This window comes from Pseudomonas sp. FG29 (genome assembly GCF_057809355.1).
The window spans coordinates 20,848-38,627 of record NZ_JBMDJU010000023.1 but is presented as its reverse complement, the minus strand read 5'-3'; the positions used below and the strand labels follow the sequence as shown (position 1 = coordinate 38,627).

Sequence of the window (17,780 nt, the reverse complement as noted above, 5' to 3'; positions counted from 1 at the left end):
CTCAGACAAGCGCTTCGGTCAGCGACTCGGGCAAGCGTTCGCGCAGTGCTGCATTGCCTGCCAGCAGTGCGGGCAGCACATGGGCCCGCGCCGGCTCCGGCAATGCCGTGCAAACATCGGCCTGGCGCGCCAGCGGCAGGCCGCCAAGCACCAGCACGCAGAGTACCAGGTTGTCGTCGGCCAGCGCCGCCCCGGTCAGCCGGCACAGGTAGGCGGTGGAAAACGTTCGCAGGCTCTGCACGATCAACCCGACGTCGAGGATATGCCGGGCGATCTGCAGCACATGGTCGACATCGTTGATGCCGTAGATCAGCACCTTCACCTGCCGCGGCGACAGGCACTCAGCATAGCGCGCAGCGGTGGCGAAGGCGCCGTCGGCGCACAGTTGGCGTGCCACCGCCAGGTGCAACTCGTCCGGCAGGCTCAGGTAGGTCTGCAGCACCCGCTGCGGATCGAGCCGGGTAACGGTGCGGGCGACGAAGGCCACCGGCAGCGCCAGGATCAGTTCGCGTAATTGCTCGGGAGGCAAGTGAGGCGCCAGGCGCGCCGCCTGCTCGGGGCCTAGACGCTGCACCAGCGCGCTCTTCACCGCCAGCGGGGTGATGCCCTGCGAGGCCAGCAGCAGGCGCTGGGCCAGATTGAGAGACGGGTCTTGGGCCATCGGCACACTCCTGTTCACGACCAGAGCCCCAGCATCACCCGTCACGCCGCAGGGGGCAGCCATCTTTGCGCCGGTCTGCGGCGCCTGGCCGCTACCGGCTGGGTAGAGAGGAAACGCCGCTCAGCGCAACTCGTCGTCGAGCTGCGCGCGTAGCATGTCGGCGAAGTCTTCGGCGGCCAGCGGCCGGCTGATCAGATACCCCTGGATCTCGTCGCAGTGCTGGCTCTTGAGGTAGTCCATCTGCGCCTGAGTCTCGACCCCCTCGGCCACCACCTTGAGCTCCAGGCTGTGCGCCATGGCGATGATGGCGCGGGTGATCGCGGCATCTTCGCCACCGGGGGACAGATCGCGGATGAAGGTCTGGTCAATCTTCACGTAGTCCACCGGGAAGCGCTTGAGGTAGCTGAGCGAGCTGTAGCCGGTACCGAAGTCGTCGATCGCCAGCTTCACGCCCAGATCGCGCAGTTGCTGGAAGGTGGCGATGACGCTGTCGACGTTGTCGAGCATCTGGCTTTCGGTCAGCTCCAGCTCCAGGCAGCGTGGCGCCAGGCCGGTTTCGTCCAGCACCTGGCGCACCAGGCTGACCAGGTTGCCCTGGCGTAACTGGTGCACCGACAGATTGACCGAGACGCGGATGTCGGCCAGCCCCTGCAGTTGCCATTGCCGCGCCTGACGGCAGGCCTGGCGCAGGACGAACTCGCCGATGGGCAGGATCAGCCCGGTTTCCTCGGCCAGACCGATGAACTCGCCGGGCGCGATCATGCCCAGCTCGGGATGGCGCCAGCGCACCAGCGCCTCGGCGGCGCTGAGGCTGTCGTCACGCAGGTTCAGCTTGGGCTGGTAGAACACATCCAGCTGGCCTTCATTGATCGCCTTGCGCAGGCGATTCTCCAGTTGCAGGCGCTCCAGGGTGCAGGCCTGCAGATTCTCGGTGAAGAACTGGAAGGTGTTACCGCCCAGGTGCTTGGCGTGCTGCACGGCCATGTTGGCCTGGCTGACCAGCGCGCCGATCTCGCGCGCATAATCGGGCAGCAGGCTGATGCCCAGCGAAGCGCTGATGACCATCTCGTCGCCGGCCACGGTCATCGGCACACGCAGCTTGGCCAGCAGCCGGCTGGCCACCCGCGCCAGGCTGGAGAGGCTGCCGTAGGCATCGAGGATGATGGCGAATTCGTCGCCGGACAGCCGCGCGATGCAGTCGGCTTCCGGTACGGTCTGGGTCAGGCGCCGGCTCATCTGCCGCAGCACCTGGTCGGCCACCTCATGGCCGAGGCTGTCGTTGAGCAACTTGAAGCGATCCAGGTCGATGTGCATCAGGGCGATGCTGCGCCCCGTCTGCCGCGCGCGCTGGCAGGCCTCGTGCAGGCGCTCACGGAACAGGCTGCGGTTGGCCAGGCCGGTCAGGTCGTCGTAGTGCGAGAGGTAGCGCAGGCGCTCCTCGGCCTCGCGCCGCGCGGTGAGGTCGGCGAAGAAGCCGACGATATGGCTGGGCCGGCCGGCAGCGTCGCGCACCTGGTTGAGCTGCAGCCATTGCGGATAGAGCTCGCCGCTCTTGCGCGTCTCGATCAGTTCGCCCTGCCAACTGCCGGTGCTGTCCAGCTCCTGGCGGATCGACTGGTATTGCAAGCGCATTTCGCGGCTGCCGATCAGGCTGGTAACACGGCGCCCCAGCACCTCGTCGCGGCCATAGCCGGTCACGGCGCTGAAGGCGCGGTTGACCGCCAGCAGGCGGTAATCCGGGTCAAGGATGCAGATGCCTTCGCTGGCCGCCTCGAAGACCATGGCCGCCAGGCGCTGCTGCTCTTCCTGCTGACGCCGTGCGCTGACATTGCGCCGCGTGCCGAGCATGCGCAGCACGCGCCCGCTGGCGTCGCGCTCGACCGCGCGGCCACGGTCTTCGATCCACACCCAATGGCCGTCGGCATGGCGCACGCGGTACTCGACGTGATAGTCCTCGCTGCGCCCCTTCATATGCTCGACCAGTGCCCGGCGCAGTGCCGGCCGATCATCGGGGTGCAGGCGCGGGGTGAGGTCGCGCAGCATCTCGCGCACCTGCTCGGGCTCGATCCCGAACAGCTCGCGCAGGTGCGAGTGGTGCACCTGATCGCTCTGCAGATCCCAATCCCACAACGCCAGCTCGCTGGCCTCCAGCGCCAGGGCCAGGCGCGCCTGGCTCTTGCCCAGGGCGTGGGTGGTCTCGTCCAGCTCCAGCGTGCGCTCGGCCACGCGCATTTCCAGCTCGCCATGGGCTCGGCGCAGTTCGCGCTCGGCGCGGCGACGCTGCTCCACCTCGCGCGCCAACTCGCCATTGAGTCCCTCGGCCTGGCGCTTGGCCTGCTCCAGGTTGGCGATCAGGGCCTGGTTCTGGAAACGCTGCAACAGGCTGCGCTGCACCAGACGGTTGACCTGCCAGGCGACGATCAGCAGGGCCAGGAAGAGGATGACCCCGAGCAAACCCCAGCCTCGCTGCATGCTGTTTTCGCTGAGCAGCAGGTAGACGGCCGAGGGCACCAGACAGGGCAAGGCGAAGGACAGGAAAGCCGACAGGCTGACGGCGTAGGCGACACTGGCGCTGAGAATGGCGGCGGCGATCATGCCGTAGACCAGCGCCTGCTGGTAGAACACGTCCGCTGGCACCAACTCTATGACCGCGAAGGCCAGGGTCAGCCCGGAGGCGCCGGCGCCGAAGAGGAAGATGCGATGCCAGTAGGGCTCGGCCTGGCGGCTCGGCAGGGCATCGTGGAAGGCATTCACCTGGGTCAGGCGCAGCAGCACGAGCAGCACCATCCAGCCCAGCCAGGCTGCCAGCAAGGGAGCCTCCTGCTGGCTCCACATCAGCAAGGTGCAGGCCAAGCCGACCAGCAGCATCAGCAGCGTGGGCAGGCGCGAGCCTTGATAGAGCAGACGGGTGCGCTCAACGGCGATGTCCGTGGCGAACTGACGTTCGACCAGCTGCGGATCCAGCGTCACCTCATGGAGTACAGCGCTAGTGGTGGCGGTCATAGGCGATGTTCTTGTAATGGTTGCCTAGGGGCGGAGCAGGCTTCACCGGCCGACCCCTGACGTCGCCGGAGAATACCCGAGACAGACGCTGCGCCCAACCAAGATGAAGGCAATTTCTTACGCTGGCCCCTAACTTTCGATGGTGTTCTGCGCCTGGCATCCGACGGACGGCCAGATGATCGCCTTCGGCCAGCCATGAGCGCTTGCGCCGAGGCGGTTTCTTTGCAGCCAGGCGGTTTGCCCTCCCCTGCCCGGCCCCCTAGAATGCCGCGATGCAAAATGACCTCGACGACAAGCTCACAACCCTCAATCCGGCCCAACACCATGCGGTGACCACCCCGCCTGGGCATCAGTTGGTGCTGGCCGGTGCCGGCTCGGGCAAGACCCGCGTGCTGGTGCACCGCATCGCCTTCCTGATCCAGCGCCTGGACGTGTCGCCACACAGCATCCTGTCGGTGACCTTCACCAACAAGGCCGCCGCCGAGATGCGCCACCGCATCGAGGACATGCTCGGGCACAGCCCGGCCGGTATGTGGGTCGGCACCTTCCACGGCCTGGCCCACCGCCTGCTGCGCGCGCACTGGCAGGAAGCCGGGCTGGTGGAGAACTTCCAGATTCTCGACTCCGACGATCAGCAGCGCCTGATCAAGCGGGTGATCCGCGACCTCGGCCTGGACGAACAGCGCTGGCCGGCCAAGCAGGCGCAGTGGTTCATCAACGGGCAGAAGGACGAAGGCATTCGCCCGCAAGGCATCCAGGCCAGCGGCGACCTGTTCCTGGCCACCATGCGCGGCATCTATGAGGCCTACGAAGCGGCCTGCGCGCGCACCGGGGTGATCGACTTCGCCGAGCTGCTGCTGCGCGCCCTCGACCTGTGGCGCAACAACCCCGGCGGCATCCTGCAGCACTATCAGAAGCGCTTCCGCCACATCCTGGTCGACGAATTCCAGGACACCAACGCCGTACAGTACGCCTGGCTGCGCATGCTCGCCCAGGGCGGCGAGAGCCTGATGGTGGTCGGTGACGACGACCAGTCGATCTACGGCTGGCGCGGGGCGAAGATCGAGAACATCCAGCAGTTCGACCAGGACTTCGCCGACGCCGAGATCATCCGCCTGGAGCAGAACTACCGCTCCACGGCCAATATCCTCAACGCCGCCAACGCGCTGATCGCCAACAACAGCGGGCGCCTCGGCAAGGAGCTGCGCACCGATGTCGGCGACGGCGAGCCGCTGAGCCTGTACGCCGCCTTCAACGAACACGACGAAGCGCGCTACGTGGTCGAGAGCATCGAGGACGCCCTGCGCAAGGACGGCCTCAAGCGCAGCGAAATCGCCATTCTCTACCGCTCCAACGCCCAGTCGCGGGTGCTGGAAGAGGCGCTGCTGCGCGAGAAGATCCCCTACCGCATCTACGGCGGCCAGCGCTTCTTCGAACGCGCCGAGATCAAGAACGCGATGGCCTACCTGCGCCTGCTCGACGGGCGCGGCAACGACGCGGCGCTGGAGCGCATCATCAACGTGCCGGCGCGCGGTATCGGCGAGAAGAGCATCGAAACCATCCGCGAATACGCCCGCGCGCATGACGTGCACATGTGGGAAGCGATTCGCCTGATGCTCGCCAACAAGGTGCTGCCAGGCCGCGCGTCCGGCGCGCTGGCGGGCTTTATCGAACTGATCGAGACCCTGGCCGAGCAGGTGCTGGCCATGCCGCTGCACCAGATGACCCAGGTGGTCATCGAAAAGAGCGGCTTGCTCGCCTATCACGAGGCGGAAAAGGGCGAGAAAGGCCAGGCCCGGGTGGAAAACCTCGAGGAACTGGTCAGCGCCGCGCGCACCTTCGAGAACGACGAAGACGACGAGCTCAGCCCGCTGCAGGCCTTCCTCACCCACGCCTCGCTGGAGGCCGGGGACACCCAGGCCGCCGAGAACGAGGACAGCATCCAACTGATGACCCTGCACAGCGCCAAGGGCCTGGAATTCCCGCTGGTGTTCCTGGTGGGCATGGAAGAGGGTCTGTTCCCGCACAAAATGAGCCTGGAAGAACCGGGCCGCCTGGAAGAAGAACGCCGCCTGGCCTATGTCGGCATTACCCGTGCCATGCAGAAGCTGGTGATCAGCTACGCCGAAACCCGGCGTCTCTACGGTAGCGAGACCTACAACAAGGTGTCGCGCTTCGTCCGTGAAATCCCTGCGCCACTGATTCAGGAAGTGCGCCTCTCCAACAGCGTCAGCCGCCCGGTGAATACCAGCTCCATGGGTGGCAGCAACCTGTTCGCCGGCAGCGCCGTGCCGCAGACGCCCTTCAGCCTCGGCCAGCGCGTACAGCACAGCCTGTTTGGCGAAGGCACCATCCTCAACTTCGAGGGGGCCGGTGCGCAGGCACGGGTGCAGGTGAATTTTGAAAACGAAGGCAGTAAATGGCTGATGCTGGCGTACGCCAAGCTGGAAGCCATTTGATCCGCACAACCAAGGATGACCGCAATGAACATGAGCAAGATGCTGGCTGCACTGGGTCTGGCTCTGCTGGCCCAAACCAGTTGGGCAGGTGAGCCCATAAGCGATCTGCAGGCTTTCGAGGCCAGCTATATCAGCTGTGTGAAACAGAAAGTGGCAAACGATTGCCTGACGAAAATTCTGAAACCTCACGTAGAACCGGGCGCACAAGATTTCAAGAGCGCACCGGTCAATGAAATATTGCACAACTGGTTAAGTGACGGCCTGTACGAGGCACATCTGATCGCCAATCAAACGACTGGAGATCTGTTTCAACGTCGACGTTATCTGCTCGAAAATAACGCCGGCAATCTGCTGCTGATGAGTGTGCGCCTGCGCAAGTTCAAGGGACAGTGGTACTTCTCCAGCATGTCCGTCAGTAACGATAAATCCGTTCTCGATCAGATAACGCTTCCTACCCCCTGATCGTTCCCATTCACAAGGAGCTCACATGAAACGCCGCAATCTGTTCGGCGCCGCCCTGGCACTGATCGCCGCCGTCGGCCTGGTTGGCTGCAAGGATGACAAGGCCGGCAGCGAACAAGCCGCTGCCAAGCCGGCAGAAACCATCCACTGGAAGATGGTCACCTCCTGGCCGAAGAACTTCCCCGGCCTGGGCACCGCTGCCGAGCGCCTGGCCGAGCGTATCAATGCCATGAGCGCCGGGCGCCTGACCGTCAAGGTCTACGCCGCCGGTGAGCTGGTTCCCGCCCTGGAAGTGTTCGACGCCGTTTCGCGCGGCACCGCCGAAATGGGTCACGGCACCCCCTACTACTGGAAGGGCAAGGTGCCGGCCGCGCAGTTCTTCAGCAGCGTGCCGTTCGGCCTCTCCACCCTGGAAATGAACGCCTGGCTCAGCCACGGCGGCGGCCAGGCGCTGTGGGAAGAAACCTACGCACCGTACGGCGTCAAACCGCTGTCCGCTGGCAACACCACCATGCAGATGGCCGGCTGGTTCAACAAGGAAATCAACAGCCTGGACGACATCAAGGGCCTGAAGATCCGCATGCCGGGCCTCGGCGGCGAAGTCTGGAGCAAGCTCGGCGCGATCACCGTCAACCTGCCTGGCGGCGAGATCTTCACCTCGCTGCAGACCGGCGCCATCGACGCCACCGACTGGGTCGGCCCTTACAACGACCTGGCCTTCGGCCTGCACAAGGCGGCCAAGTTCTACTACTACCCGGGCTGGCAGGAGCCGCAGGCGGTGGTCGAGTCGATGGTCAACCAGAAGGCCTTCGACGCCCTGCCAGCCGACCTGCAGGCCATCGTCGTCGAAGCCGCGCGCGCCGCGACCCTGGACATGATGGACGACTACGTGTTCAACAACGCCAAGGCGCTGGACACTCTGAAGAAAGAGGGCGTGCAGCTCAAGCGCCTGCCGGATGACGTGCTGCAGGCCATGCGCAAGGAATCCGAAGTCGTGCTCAACGGCCTGGCCGCCGAGAACGACCTCAATGGTCGCATCTGGGCCTCGCAGAAAGCCTTCCTCGAACAAGCCAGCGCCATGCAGTCGCTGACCGAGAAAGAGCTGTACAACTGGCGTTGAGCCAACCGAACGGGGCCGAAACAGGCCCCGTTTTTCTTAGAGATCCTGCCCATGCGCCTTCGCTCTCTGTTGCTCCTGCCCCTGCTAGCCCTCGGCCTGATCGGCTGCAAGGACGACTCCGCCCCTGCCAACCAGGCCGCCGCGCCCGCGCAGACCTTCCACTGGAAGATGGTCACCACCTGGCCGAAGAACGCCCCGGGCACCGGCACTGCTGCCGAGCGCCTGGCTGAGCGCATCAACGCCATGAGCGCCGGGCGTCTAACCGTCAAGGTCTACGCCGCCGGTGAGCTGGTGCCAGCGCTGGAAGTGTTCGACGCCGTTTCGCGCGGCACCGCCGAGCTGGGCCATGGCACGCCGTACTACTGGAAGGGCAAGGTGCCGGCCGCGCAGTTCTTCGGTGCCGTGCCGTTCGGCCTCTCCACCCTGGAGATGAACGCCTGGCTCAGCCATGGCGGTGGCCAGGCGCTGTGGGACGAAGCCTATGCGCCCTTCGGCCTCAAGCCGCTGACCGCCGGTAACAGCACCATGCAGATGGGCGGCTGGTTCAACAAGGAAATCAACAGCCTGGATGACATCAAGGGCCTGAAGATCCGCATGCCGGGTATCGGCGGCGAAGTCTGGAGCCGCCTCGGCGCCACCACCGTGGTGCTACCGGGCGGCGAAATCTTCACCGCGCTGCAGACAGGCGCCATCGACGCCACCGACTGGGTCAGCCCCTACAATGACCTGGCCTTCGGCCTGCAAAAAGCCGCCAAGTACTACTACTACCCCGGCTGGCAAGAGCCGCAGTCGGTGCTGGAATTGCTGATCAACCAGAAGGCCTTCGACGCCCTGCCGGCCGATCTGCAAGCCATCGTCACCGAAGCCGCGCGCGCCTCGACCCTGGACATGATGGACGACTACGTCTTCAACAACGCCAAGGCGCTGGAGGAGCTGAAACAGAGCGGCACCCTGCTCAAGCGCTTCCCCGATCCGGTACTGCAGGCCATGCAACACGAGACCGACCAGGTACTGGGCGAGCTGGCCGCGCAGAGCGACCTCAATGGCCGCATCTGGGCCTCGATGAAGGCCTTCCAGGCGCTGGCCACCTCGATGCAGGCGCTGTCGGAGAAAGAACTCTACAACTGGCGCTGAGCCATATCCTTGGCCTGCCCGCCAGGCAGGCCACTCCCTCAAAAAGCGCCGAGCAAAAGCCCGAAACACTCTGCGCCTGGCCAAGGCCAGGTACGGCGGGCAAGATGCCGCGCAGCGTTCCCCATAAGAGAGAAGTCCCTGATGCAGCGTTTTCTCAGTATCGCCATGGTCGTTTGCCTGGCGCTGACCTTCAGCTTCGAGGCTCACGCCAAGCGCTTTGGCGGCGGCAAATCCTTCGGCTCCGCCCCCAGCCACCAGACTCGCCAGGCCACCCCGCCGGCGCAACCGGCTGCAGCCGCACCGGCCGCTGGTCGCCAACCTGCGGCTGCCGGCGGCGCCTCGCGCTGGCTCGGCCCGCTGGCCGGCCTGGCCGCTGGTGGTCTGCTTGCCTCGATGTTCATGGGTGACGGCTTCGAGGGCCTGCAGATCATGGACATGCTGATCTTCGGCCTGATCGCCTTCCTGCTCTTCCGCTTCCTGGCTGCTCGTCGTGCTCGTCAGCAGCCGCAAATGGCCGCTGCCGGTGCACCGTACCAGCGTGAAATGCCAACCGCCGACAACGCGCCGGCCGCTGGCAGCAACATCTTCGGCGGTCGCCTGGCCTCCGCTGCGCCGGTGATCAACGCCCCGGCCTGGTTCAACGAGCAGAGCTTCCTGGCCGCTGGCCGTGAGCACTTCATGAACCTGCAGCAGCACTGGGACGCGAACGAGATGGACAAGATCGCCGAGTTCGTCACCCCGCAGTTGCTGGAATTCCTCAAGCGCGAGCGCGCCGAAATGGGTGACGGCTTCCAGTCCACCTACATCGACGACCTCAACGTGCAGCTCGATGGCGTTGATGACAATGCCGAGAAGACCATTGCTACCCTGACCTTCAGCGGCGTATCGAAGACCTCGCGCTTCGACCAGGGCGAGCCGTTCAGCGAAAGCTGGCGCCTGGAGCGCGCCCAGGGTGAAAACCAGCCCTGGCTGGTGGCGGGCATCCGTCAGAACTGATCGCGTACCGCGTCATCCAGAACCCCGGGACTTCCCGGGGTTTTTTATGGTGGTTGCGAGGTGATGGGAGTCGGGTTTGATACCGGGCTGGCAAGTTTGTATTAGTTATTTTGGCGTCCGTTCCGAATTGCCTCGTTTCTGCTGAAGGTTTTGGTTTCGCCCTCCCGGGCGAGTGACTTTTGTCTTGGCAAAAGTAACCAAAACCGTCCGCCCGATCATCCGGCCCTGGCTGCGCCAGGGTTCGCTCACTCCATCGCCGCTCCAGAGGCCCGCCGCGGTGGGCCATCCCTGGCCCATCGCGACTTTCGCGGCATCCATGCCGCTCAACCTCTTCCACGACGATTCCGTTCGCCCTCCTGGGCGGGCTCTGCACGCGCCTGAACCTCCGGTAACTCAGGTGTAGCTGTGAGTGCTCTGGCAAGAGCAACAGCGACCGCCATGGCACTTGGATCAAACCCATAGTCTCAGGCGCGCGTATGGCCCCTTCAGGAGGGTGAGCGCAATCGTTGCGCGAGAGGCGTAATGGGCCAGGGATGGCCCATGTACGCCGACCCTCGGAGCAACGATGGAGCGAACGAACTCCGGCGCAGCCGGGGCCGGATGATGGGGTGCGCTTTCTTTTGCTTACTTTTCTTTGCGCATTTCAAAGAAAAGTGAGTCGCCCGAGGGGGCGAAACCCGGAATATCTGAATACACCGAAGCGGCGTCCGGAACGCCAAACACACAAACTTGCCAGCCCGGTATCACCCCTTCGCAAGACGAAACACCATACCCCGCTCCCATCGCGGATAAATCCGCTCCACTACACCGCCCGGCGCATGCCGATATGCGGGATGTCATCCTCCAGATACACCTCGGTCACCGCCTGAAACCCATACCGCCCGTAATACCCCTGCAGGTGCGCCTGCGCCGACAGATACACCGGCACACCCGGCCAACGCTGATGACACTCGACCAGCGCCCGCTCCATCAGCCGATGGCCCAAGCCCGAGCCACGCGCAGCCTCGGCGATCACCACACGGCCAATCACCACCTCACCGCCCATGCGCTGCGGATCGAGCAGGCGCAGATAGCCGACCAGCGCGTCGTCCTGGCGCACCAGCAGGTGGCAGGTATCGCCGAGCAGATCCTGGCCATCGGTTTCCAGATAAGGGCATCGCTGCTCGACCACGAACACCTGGGTGCGCAGCGCCAGCAGCTCGTAGAGCGTGGCCTTATCGAGTTCAGTGTGATGCAGGCAGTGCCAGGCAAGAGGCGACATGAGAGCGCTCCGCAAAAGAACCCAGTATGCCGTGACGCCAAGAGGTTTTCATTGCAGCGGCCAGCTACTGTATAAAGCCGATCCCACCTGACGAGGAGCCGATGCCGTGGAAGAAGTGATCGAACAGCTACGCGAACTCAACGAACCGGTACCCGTGCCGTTGGAGCTGCCGGACGAGGAAACCCTGGTGGAAATCCAGGAGCAAATCCTCATTCACCTACCCTTCGAACTGCGCGAGTTCCTGCTCAAGGTCAGCGATGTGGTCTATGGCCGCCTGGAGCCAGTGACCGCCAGCGATCCGCACTCGCACACCTACCTGCCGGAAGTCGCTTCGGTGGCCTGGGATCTCGGCCTGCCGCGCGATCTGGTGCCGCTGTGCCAGGACGGCCGCGACTACTACGCGGTGGACGTGGAAGGCCAGGTCTGGCTGTGGGATGGCGACGAAGGCGAGCTGACCGACGAGAGCTGGGACTCGGTCTGGCACTGGTGCCGCGACGTCTGGCTGGAAAGCTGAGCGCGCATCTGAGGCCTGGCGGTGTGACGTTGCCAGGCCTCAGGGCAGATAGATGCGAAACTCGCCACCGCCGAGCGGGCCGCCGTTGCTCAGTTCGACGCGCCCACGCCGGCCATCGCGCTGGTGCAATTGGGCGATGCGTGCGGCGAAATACAGGCCCAGGCCGGTGCTGCCGCTGCTCTGGCTGAGGCCGAGGATGTAGTCGCCCTGGCGCTCGAGCATGGCCTGTGGATAACCGGCACCATCGTCGTTGACGTACAGCAGCAACTCGCCGTCCTGTTCGCTGGCACTGATCAGCAGCGCGCTGCGCGCATAGCGGATGGCATTGGCGATCACGTTGCCCAACACCGAGCCCAGCAGCTCCTGGTCGAAGAAGCCCATCAGATCGAATTCGCTGACCTCACCGCGCGCCTGGATGCCACGGCTGTCGAGCACGTCGTGGTGACGTGCCAGCTGCGCCTGGATGAAGTCGTCCAGCTCGTGATGGGCCGGGTACAGTGGCAGCTGATTGACCTCCAGTTTGTAAAGGCCAAGCAACTGCACCAGCATGCCGTTCAGGCGGGCTGTTTCGTACTCGATCACGCCGCGTTCGGGGGTGTGCTGCAGCTCGTCCGGCAGTTGCGCGAGCCAGCGCGCGTGCGCCTGGCCCAACTGCGCCAGGGAGTTCTTCATGTCATGCACGGTGGAGGCGATGATGGTGCTGAGGTCGAGCCCGCTCATGTGTCGAATACCCTGCTGCGCAATTGCTGGTAGCGCGCATGGCGTGCATCGCTGGGGGCGATCATGCGCACACCGTCGAGACAGTTACGCGCTTCCTCGCGCCACTCGGACGAGGGTTGCGCGATGCCCACGCGCAACAGCGACTGGGCGGTGTTGAGGGCGATGCTGATGTTCTTCGGTTGCAAGCCCAGCGCGCGGCGGAACAGCGCCAGCGCCTCGCCGACCTGGCCCTGCTTGTAGGCCTGCACGCCGCGGCGGTTGAGGTCAGTCGCCTCCTTGCTGGCGGCGAAAACGCTCGGGTCGTCGGTCAGCAGGCTGATCGATTCGAGGATCTTGACGTCGTCACCGTAGACCTCCAGGCAATCCTTGAGCAATTGGGTACCGGCTTCTTTCTGGCCCAGTTGCTGGAGTTGCCCGACCAGGGTCAGGGCCACGTCCGCCGGCAGGAACTCGCCGAGGGTCTGCAGCTCGGCCGCCGCGTCTGCGGCTATCTGCGCAGCGCGCGCCGGCTCGCCAGCTTTCTGCAGGCTGCTCGCCTGCATCAGGCGACGGCGTACCTGGACGGCCTTGTCCGCCGCATATTGCTGGCCCAGTTCGCTCAGCACCTGGGTGATCTCCAGTTGCGCCCGCTTGCCCAAGGTTTCCTCGCCCGAGCTGGCCATCAACGCCTGGCTCAGCGCCAGGTAGTTTTCCGGACTCTTCAGGCGCGAATTCTTGCCCTGCTCCACCGCGCTGCGATAGGCCTTGGTGGCACTCTCGAAGTCTTCGTTGTGCATCGCCAGCTTGCCCAGTTGCATCTGCCGGCGCATGGCCAGCGGCGAGATGCGCACGGCATCCTCGAGCACCTGCTGCGCTCGCTTGGCCTCACCCTGCTGTTCCAGCACGGCGGACAAGCCATCGTACAGACCGGGTTGCATAGGAAATGCCTTGAGGCCCTGTTCGAAGATTTCCTTGGCGCGCGGCAGATCGCCACGCTCGTGCAGCAGAGCACCCAGCGCCTGGTAAGCCCAGGGCATGGCGCGGTCGGCCAGCACCGCCTGCAGCAATTGCTCGAGTTCCTGATGACGCCCCAGATCGCGCAAGGCACCGGCCTTGTACTTCAGGCACAACGGCTGCAGGCGCCTGTCCTGCTTGGACAGCGCCTCGCAGGCATTGAGCACCTCGGCCGGGTTACGTTTGTCGAGCGCCTGCAGCACAGGCTTGAGCAGGGTCTTGCGCTCCACCAGCTTGTCCAGGCGCTGCACCAGGCTGGCCTGGTTGAACGGTTTGGTCAGGTAGGCATCCGGCTCGTGCTCGAGCAGGCTCAGCACCATGGCCTGGCTGCTCTCGGCGGTGACCATGACGAAGATGCATTGATTGCTGATCAGCCGCGCCGCATGCAACTCTTCCAGCGTCTGTAGGCCGTTCTTGCCGGCCCCCAGGTTGTAGTCGTGGAGGATGATGTCGTAGCGCTTGTGCCGGCACATGGCGATGGCCTGTTCGCCACGGTCGGCCATGTCCACGTCCCGGACGCCCATCTCGCGCAGCATCGCCTTGACCGAATTGCGGAAGTCGGAAAAGTCGTCGACGATCAGAAACCGCTTGGCGCTGTAATCCGACATGAAGCCATCCCTTAGTTAGCTGGCCGCGGATTATAGGGCAGCCAGCCTGCACAGCGTGATAGCCACTTGCTACCGCGCTTGCTCCAGTTCCAACAGGTTGAGCAAAAAGCGCGCGAAGTACACGAGATCCTGCTCCATGGCATGACGAGCGGCCTTGGCATCGCCGGCCTCGATGGCGGCGAACGCGTCCTCATGGAAGTCATTGAGGCGCAGCGACAGATCGGCCTCGGTGAACAGACGATTCAAGAACGGTCCGACCTGCAGCCAGAGCGTCTCGATCGAGCGCACCAGCACCGGGTTGCCGCAGGCACCGTACAAATGCAGGTGAAACTGGCTATTGGCGTCCAGATAGGCCTGCACCTGGCGTTGCTCGATGGCTTGATCCATACGCTGCACACAGTCTCGCAGGGTGGCCAGGTCGGCCTGGCCCAGGCGCGGCGTAGCCAGTTCGACGGCGAGTCCTTCCAGTGCCAGGCGTACCTGAAAGATGTGTTCGTAACGCTGGCGTGTCATCGCCGGCACCCGCACCGAGCGTTGCTGCTCGCCTTCCAGCGCGCCCTCGGCTACCAGCCGCTGCAACGCGGCGCGTACCGGCATGGGGCTGGTACCCCACTGCGCAGCCAGGTCGCGGATCTTCAACGCCTGGCCAGGCTGGAAGCGCCCCGCCAGCAGGGCCTCGCGGATACGTTGATACAGCTGTTCCTGCAGATTGTCGCTCATGGTTTCAACGTCCCTTTGGCGGTGCAGGAAGCTGGGACAAGGTGAGCAGGCAGTCGCGCATGAGATTCTCCATTGGACGAAGACCAGGCTGACAGGAACGAGTGATGCCCGATCGTCAGCCCTGATTTTTTGTGATCACATAACCAGTCAAATACTAACTCATATTGGTTCTATGGCGACATATTGCGATTTCTGTGATCACAAAATATGATGTGCGGAAATTCGAACGAGGTGTTCAACATGACTTCCAGTGGTATCGCCCCAACCGCCGTGGAAACCTTCGCCGCCCGTGAGCGTGAGCGTTTCCTCGAACGTAACCCGAAATCGGTGGCCCTGGCCGAGCGCGCCCGTCACTCGCTGTACGGCGGCGTACCGATGCACTGGATGGCCGACTGGTCGACGCCGGTACCGCTGTTCGTCGAACGCGCCAAGGGCGCGCGCTTCTTCGACGTGGACGGTCATGAGTACGTCGATTTCTGCCTGGGCGACACCGGCACCATGTTCGGCCACTCGCCCGACCCGGTGGCCCGCGCCCTCGCCGAGCAGGCCAACAACGGCCTGACCACCATGTTGCCCGGCGAGGATGCCGTGGTCTGTGGCGAGCTGCTGGCCAAGCGCTTCGGCCTGCCCTACTGGCAGGTGACCGCCACCGCTACCGACTCCAACCGCTACGTGCTGCGCTGGGCGCGCGCGATTACCCAGCGCAAGACCCTGCTGGTGTTCGACGGCTGCTACCACGGCACCGTCGACGACGTGATGGTGCGCGAGCGTGACGGCAAGACCGTGCACCGCTCCGGCCTGGTCGGTCAGGCTTATGACCTGACCGAACACAGCCGCGCCATTCCCTTCAACGATATCGAGGCGCTGGAAGCAGCGCTGGCTCAAGGCGATGTCTGCGCCCTGCTCTGCGAGCCGGCGATGACCAATATCGGCATGGTGCTGCCCGATCCGGGCTTCATGCAGAAATGCCGCGAGCTGACGCGCAAGTACGGCAGCCTGCTGATCATCGACGAAACCCACACCATCTCCACCGATATCGGCGGCTGCACCCGGCTGTGGGGCCTGGATCCGGACTTCTTCGTAGTCGGCAAGCCCATCGCCGGCGGTGTACCCTGCGGCATCTTCGGCTGCAGCGCGGCGATGGCCGATGCCATGACCCAGGCCCGCCAACGCGCCAGCGCAGAAAGCCACGGTCACGGTCACAGCGGCATGGGTACCACCCTGTCGGCCAACGCCCTGGCCATGCACTGCATGCGTGCCAACCTGGAACAGGTGATGACCCAGGCGGCCTACGACCACATGCTGCCGCTGGCCGCTCGCCTGGCCGAGGGCTTCCGCCGGTTGATCGGCAAACACGACCTGAAGTGGTCGGTGACCGAGCTGGGCGCGCGTTGCGAATTCCAGTTCTGCGCCACGCCGCCGCGCACCGGCGCCGAGGCCGAGGTCGCCTTCCATGACGAGCTGCAGATGGCCCTGCACCTGTACCTGATCAACCGCGGCATCCTGATCACGCCGTTCCACAACATGACCCTGTGCTGCCCGAGCACCACGGCCGAGGATGTGGACAAACTGATCGCCATGCTCGACCAGGCGCTCACCGAGCTGCTGGCCATCCCCGGCGCCCGTCAGTAAGCCCATAAGGATGCCTGTGGGAGGGGCTTTAGCCGCGATAGTCGCCGCTGAAGCGCCTCCCACAGAATCAGCTACGCCCCCCCCTTTTTGCGAGAACCACCATGCAATTCGCCAACCCCCAAGAAGCGCGTGACTTCCTCGAACGCCACCCCGAGGTGCGCAGCATCGAGCTGATGCTGATCGACGCCAACGGCATCCCACGTGGCAAGCTGCTGCACCGCGACGAGTTGCTGGCCATCTACGAGAACGGCCGGCCGCTGCCCAGTTCGATCCTGTCGCTGACCATTCAGGGCGAGGACGTCGAGGAAAGCGGCCTGGTCTGGGAAGTGGCCGACGCCGACTGCTGGACGTACCCACTGCCCGGCAGCCTGACCCTGCAACCCTGGCGCGCGGTGCCCACCGGGCAGTTGCAGGTGAGCATGCACCCGACCCAGGGCCTACCGGCCACGCCGGGCGACCCGCGCCACGTGCTGGTGCGCGCCATTGAGGCGCTCAAGGCCGACGGCTACCACCCGGTGATGGCGGTGGAGCTGGAGTTCTACCTGCTGGACAAGCAACGCGACGCCAATGGCCGTCCGCAGCCAGCCGTGCAGATGAACGGCGTGCGCCCGCAGGCGCCGCAGGTCTACGGCGTGTACGAACTGGAACAGGTGCAGCCGTTTCTCGACGATCTCTACGCCGCCTGCGAGGCGCAGGGCCTGCCGGTGCGCACGGCGATCTCCGAATACGCGCCGGGCCAGTTGGAGCTGACCCTGGAGCACCGCTTCGATGCGCTGCAGGCCGTAGACGAAGGCGTGCGCTACAAGCGCCTGGTCAAGGGCGTGGCCAACAAACACGGTTTGCAGGCCTGCTTCATGGCCAAGCCGTTCGGCGACCTGGCCGGCAGCGGCATGCATATGCACGTCTCGCTGGCCGATGCCGAGGGCAACAACCTGATGGCCAGCGAAGATCCGCATGGGACGCCACTGTTGCGCCACGCCATCGGCGGCATGATGGCCACGCTCAACGATGCCCTGGCGATCTTCTGCCCCAACGCCAACTCCTTCCGCCGCTTCCAGGCCAACAGCTACGCGCCGCTGGCCAAGAGCTGGGGCGTGAACAACCGCACCGTGTCGTTCCGCGTGCCAGGCGGGCCGGCCAACAGCCGCCACGTCGAACACCGCATCTGCGGCGCCGACGCCAACCCCTACCTGGCAGCAGCGGCGATCCTCGCCGGTATCCACAAGGGCATCCGTGAGCAGATCGATCCGGGGGCGGCCATCGTCGGCAACGGTTACGAACAGGCACGCGAAACCCTGCCCACCGACTGGCTCACCGCCCTGCGCAACCTGGAAGGTTCAAGCTGGGCACGCGAAGCGTTGGGCGAGGACTTCCTCAAGGTATTTCTGGCAATCAAGTGGGCCGAGTTCCGCCAGTTCATGGGCGAAGTGGGCGAACAGGATTGGCGCTGGTATCTCAATCACGCCTGACATCATGCCCCGGTAGCGCAAGCTACCG

General features: G+C 64.7%; 14 protein-coding genes. 8 read left to right on the top strand and 6 right to left on the bottom strand.

Annotation, left to right across the window (positions count from 1 at the left end; all coding sequences use genetic code 11):
- Position 1: 1 nt before the first annotated feature.
- Both ACODS1_RS19710 and ACODS1_RS19705 read right to left on the bottom strand, forming a co-directional pair.
- The gene (locus tag ACODS1_RS19710) at positions 2-661 is read right to left on the bottom strand and encodes a hypothetical protein (RefSeq protein ID WP_489086991.1); all 660 of its coding nucleotides are present in this window, start codon (positions 659-661) and stop codon (positions 2-4) included.
- Between the two features lie 120 nt (positions 662-781).
- Complete coding sequence (locus tag ACODS1_RS19705) at positions 782-3,664, bottom strand: putative bifunctional diguanylate cyclase/phosphodiesterase (RefSeq protein WP_322981940.1); 2,883 nt, start codon at positions 3,662-3,664, stop codon at positions 782-784.
- A gap of 272 nt (positions 3,665-3,936) precedes the next feature.
- On the opposite strand from ACODS1_RS19705, the gene uvrD reads away from it, so the two are divergent.
- The 5 genes from uvrD to ACODS1_RS19680 all read left to right on the top strand — a co-directional run bounded on the left by uvrD (position 3,937) and on the right by ACODS1_RS19680 (position 9,835).
- The gene (gene uvrD, locus ACODS1_RS19700; protein WP_489086990.1) at positions 3,937-6,123 is read left to right on the top strand and encodes a DNA helicase II; all 2,187 of its coding nucleotides are present in this window, start codon (positions 3,937-3,939) and stop codon (positions 6,121-6,123) included.
- A gap of 24 nt (positions 6,124-6,147) precedes the next feature.
- A complete protein-coding gene (locus tag ACODS1_RS19695; RefSeq protein WP_489086989.1) occupies positions 6,148-6,585 on the top strand; it encodes a hypothetical protein in 438 nt (145 codons plus the stop codon).
- A gap of 25 nt (positions 6,586-6,610) precedes the next feature.
- Complete coding sequence (locus ACODS1_RS19690) at positions 6,611-7,705, top strand: TRAP transporter substrate-binding protein (RefSeq protein WP_322981943.1); 1,095 nt, start codon at positions 6,611-6,613, stop codon at positions 7,703-7,705.
- A gap of 51 nt (positions 7,706-7,756) precedes the next feature.
- Complete coding sequence (locus ACODS1_RS19685) at positions 7,757-8,839, top strand: TRAP transporter substrate-binding protein (protein ID WP_322981944.1); 1,083 nt, start codon at positions 7,757-7,759, stop codon at positions 8,837-8,839.
- A 141-nt stretch (positions 8,840-8,980) separates the two neighbouring features.
- Positions 8,981-9,835 carry a Tim44 domain-containing protein gene (locus tag ACODS1_RS19680; RefSeq protein WP_489086988.1) on the top strand — a complete coding sequence of 285 codons (855 nt, stop codon included), beginning with the start codon at positions 8,981-8,983 and terminating at the stop codon, positions 9,833-9,835.
- An 802-nt stretch (positions 9,836-10,637) separates the two neighbouring features.
- On the opposite strand, the gene ACODS1_RS19675 is transcribed toward ACODS1_RS19680, so the two are convergent.
- On the bottom strand, positions 10,638-11,096 hold the full coding sequence (locus ACODS1_RS19675) for a GNAT family N-acetyltransferase (RefSeq protein ID WP_489086987.1): 459 nt from the start codon (positions 11,094-11,096) through the stop codon (positions 10,638-10,640).
- A gap of 106 nt (positions 11,097-11,202) precedes the next feature.
- Between ACODS1_RS19675 and ACODS1_RS19670 the strand changes: the two genes are divergently transcribed.
- Positions 11,203-11,610, top strand: coding sequence for an SMI1/KNR4 family protein (locus ACODS1_RS19670; RefSeq protein WP_024310159.1), 408 nt, complete (start codon positions 11,203-11,205; stop codon positions 11,608-11,610).
- 39 nt (positions 11,611-11,649) lie between these two features.
- Here the strand turns inward: ACODS1_RS19670 and ACODS1_RS19665 are convergent, their stop codons facing one another.
- The 3 genes from ACODS1_RS19665 to ACODS1_RS19655 all read right to left on the bottom strand — a co-directional run bounded on the left by ACODS1_RS19665 (position 11,650) and on the right by ACODS1_RS19655 (position 14,651).
- Positions 11,650-12,330 (bottom strand): sensor histidine kinase, encoded by a 681-nt coding sequence (locus tag ACODS1_RS19665; protein ID WP_489086986.1) that lies wholly within the window; start codon positions 12,328-12,330, stop codon positions 11,650-11,652.
- Entirely contained in the window at positions 12,327-13,931 is a 1,605-nt protein-coding gene (locus ACODS1_RS19660) for a response regulator (RefSeq protein ID WP_489086985.1), read from the bottom strand. The genes ACODS1_RS19665 and ACODS1_RS19660 overlap by 4 nt, the downstream gene beginning before the upstream one ends.
- 69 nt (positions 13,932-14,000) lie before the next feature.
- A complete protein-coding gene (locus tag ACODS1_RS19655; protein WP_322980116.1) occupies positions 14,001-14,651 on the bottom strand; it encodes a GntR family transcriptional regulator in 651 nt (216 codons plus the stop codon).
- 240 nt (positions 14,652-14,891) lie between these two features.
- Between ACODS1_RS19655 and ACODS1_RS19650 the strand changes: the two genes are divergently transcribed.
- Positions 14,892-16,283: an aspartate aminotransferase family protein gene (locus ACODS1_RS19650; RefSeq protein ID WP_489086984.1), complete on the top strand. Its 1,392-nt coding sequence runs from the start codon at positions 14,892-14,894 to the stop codon at positions 16,281-16,283.
- Positions 16,284-16,384: 101 nt separating this feature from the next.
- Positions 16,385-17,752, top strand: a complete 1,368-nt coding sequence (locus tag ACODS1_RS19645; RefSeq protein ID WP_489086983.1) for a glutamine synthetase family protein — start codon at positions 16,385-16,387, stop codon at positions 17,750-17,752.
- Positions 17,753-17,780 lie beyond the last annotated feature (28 nt).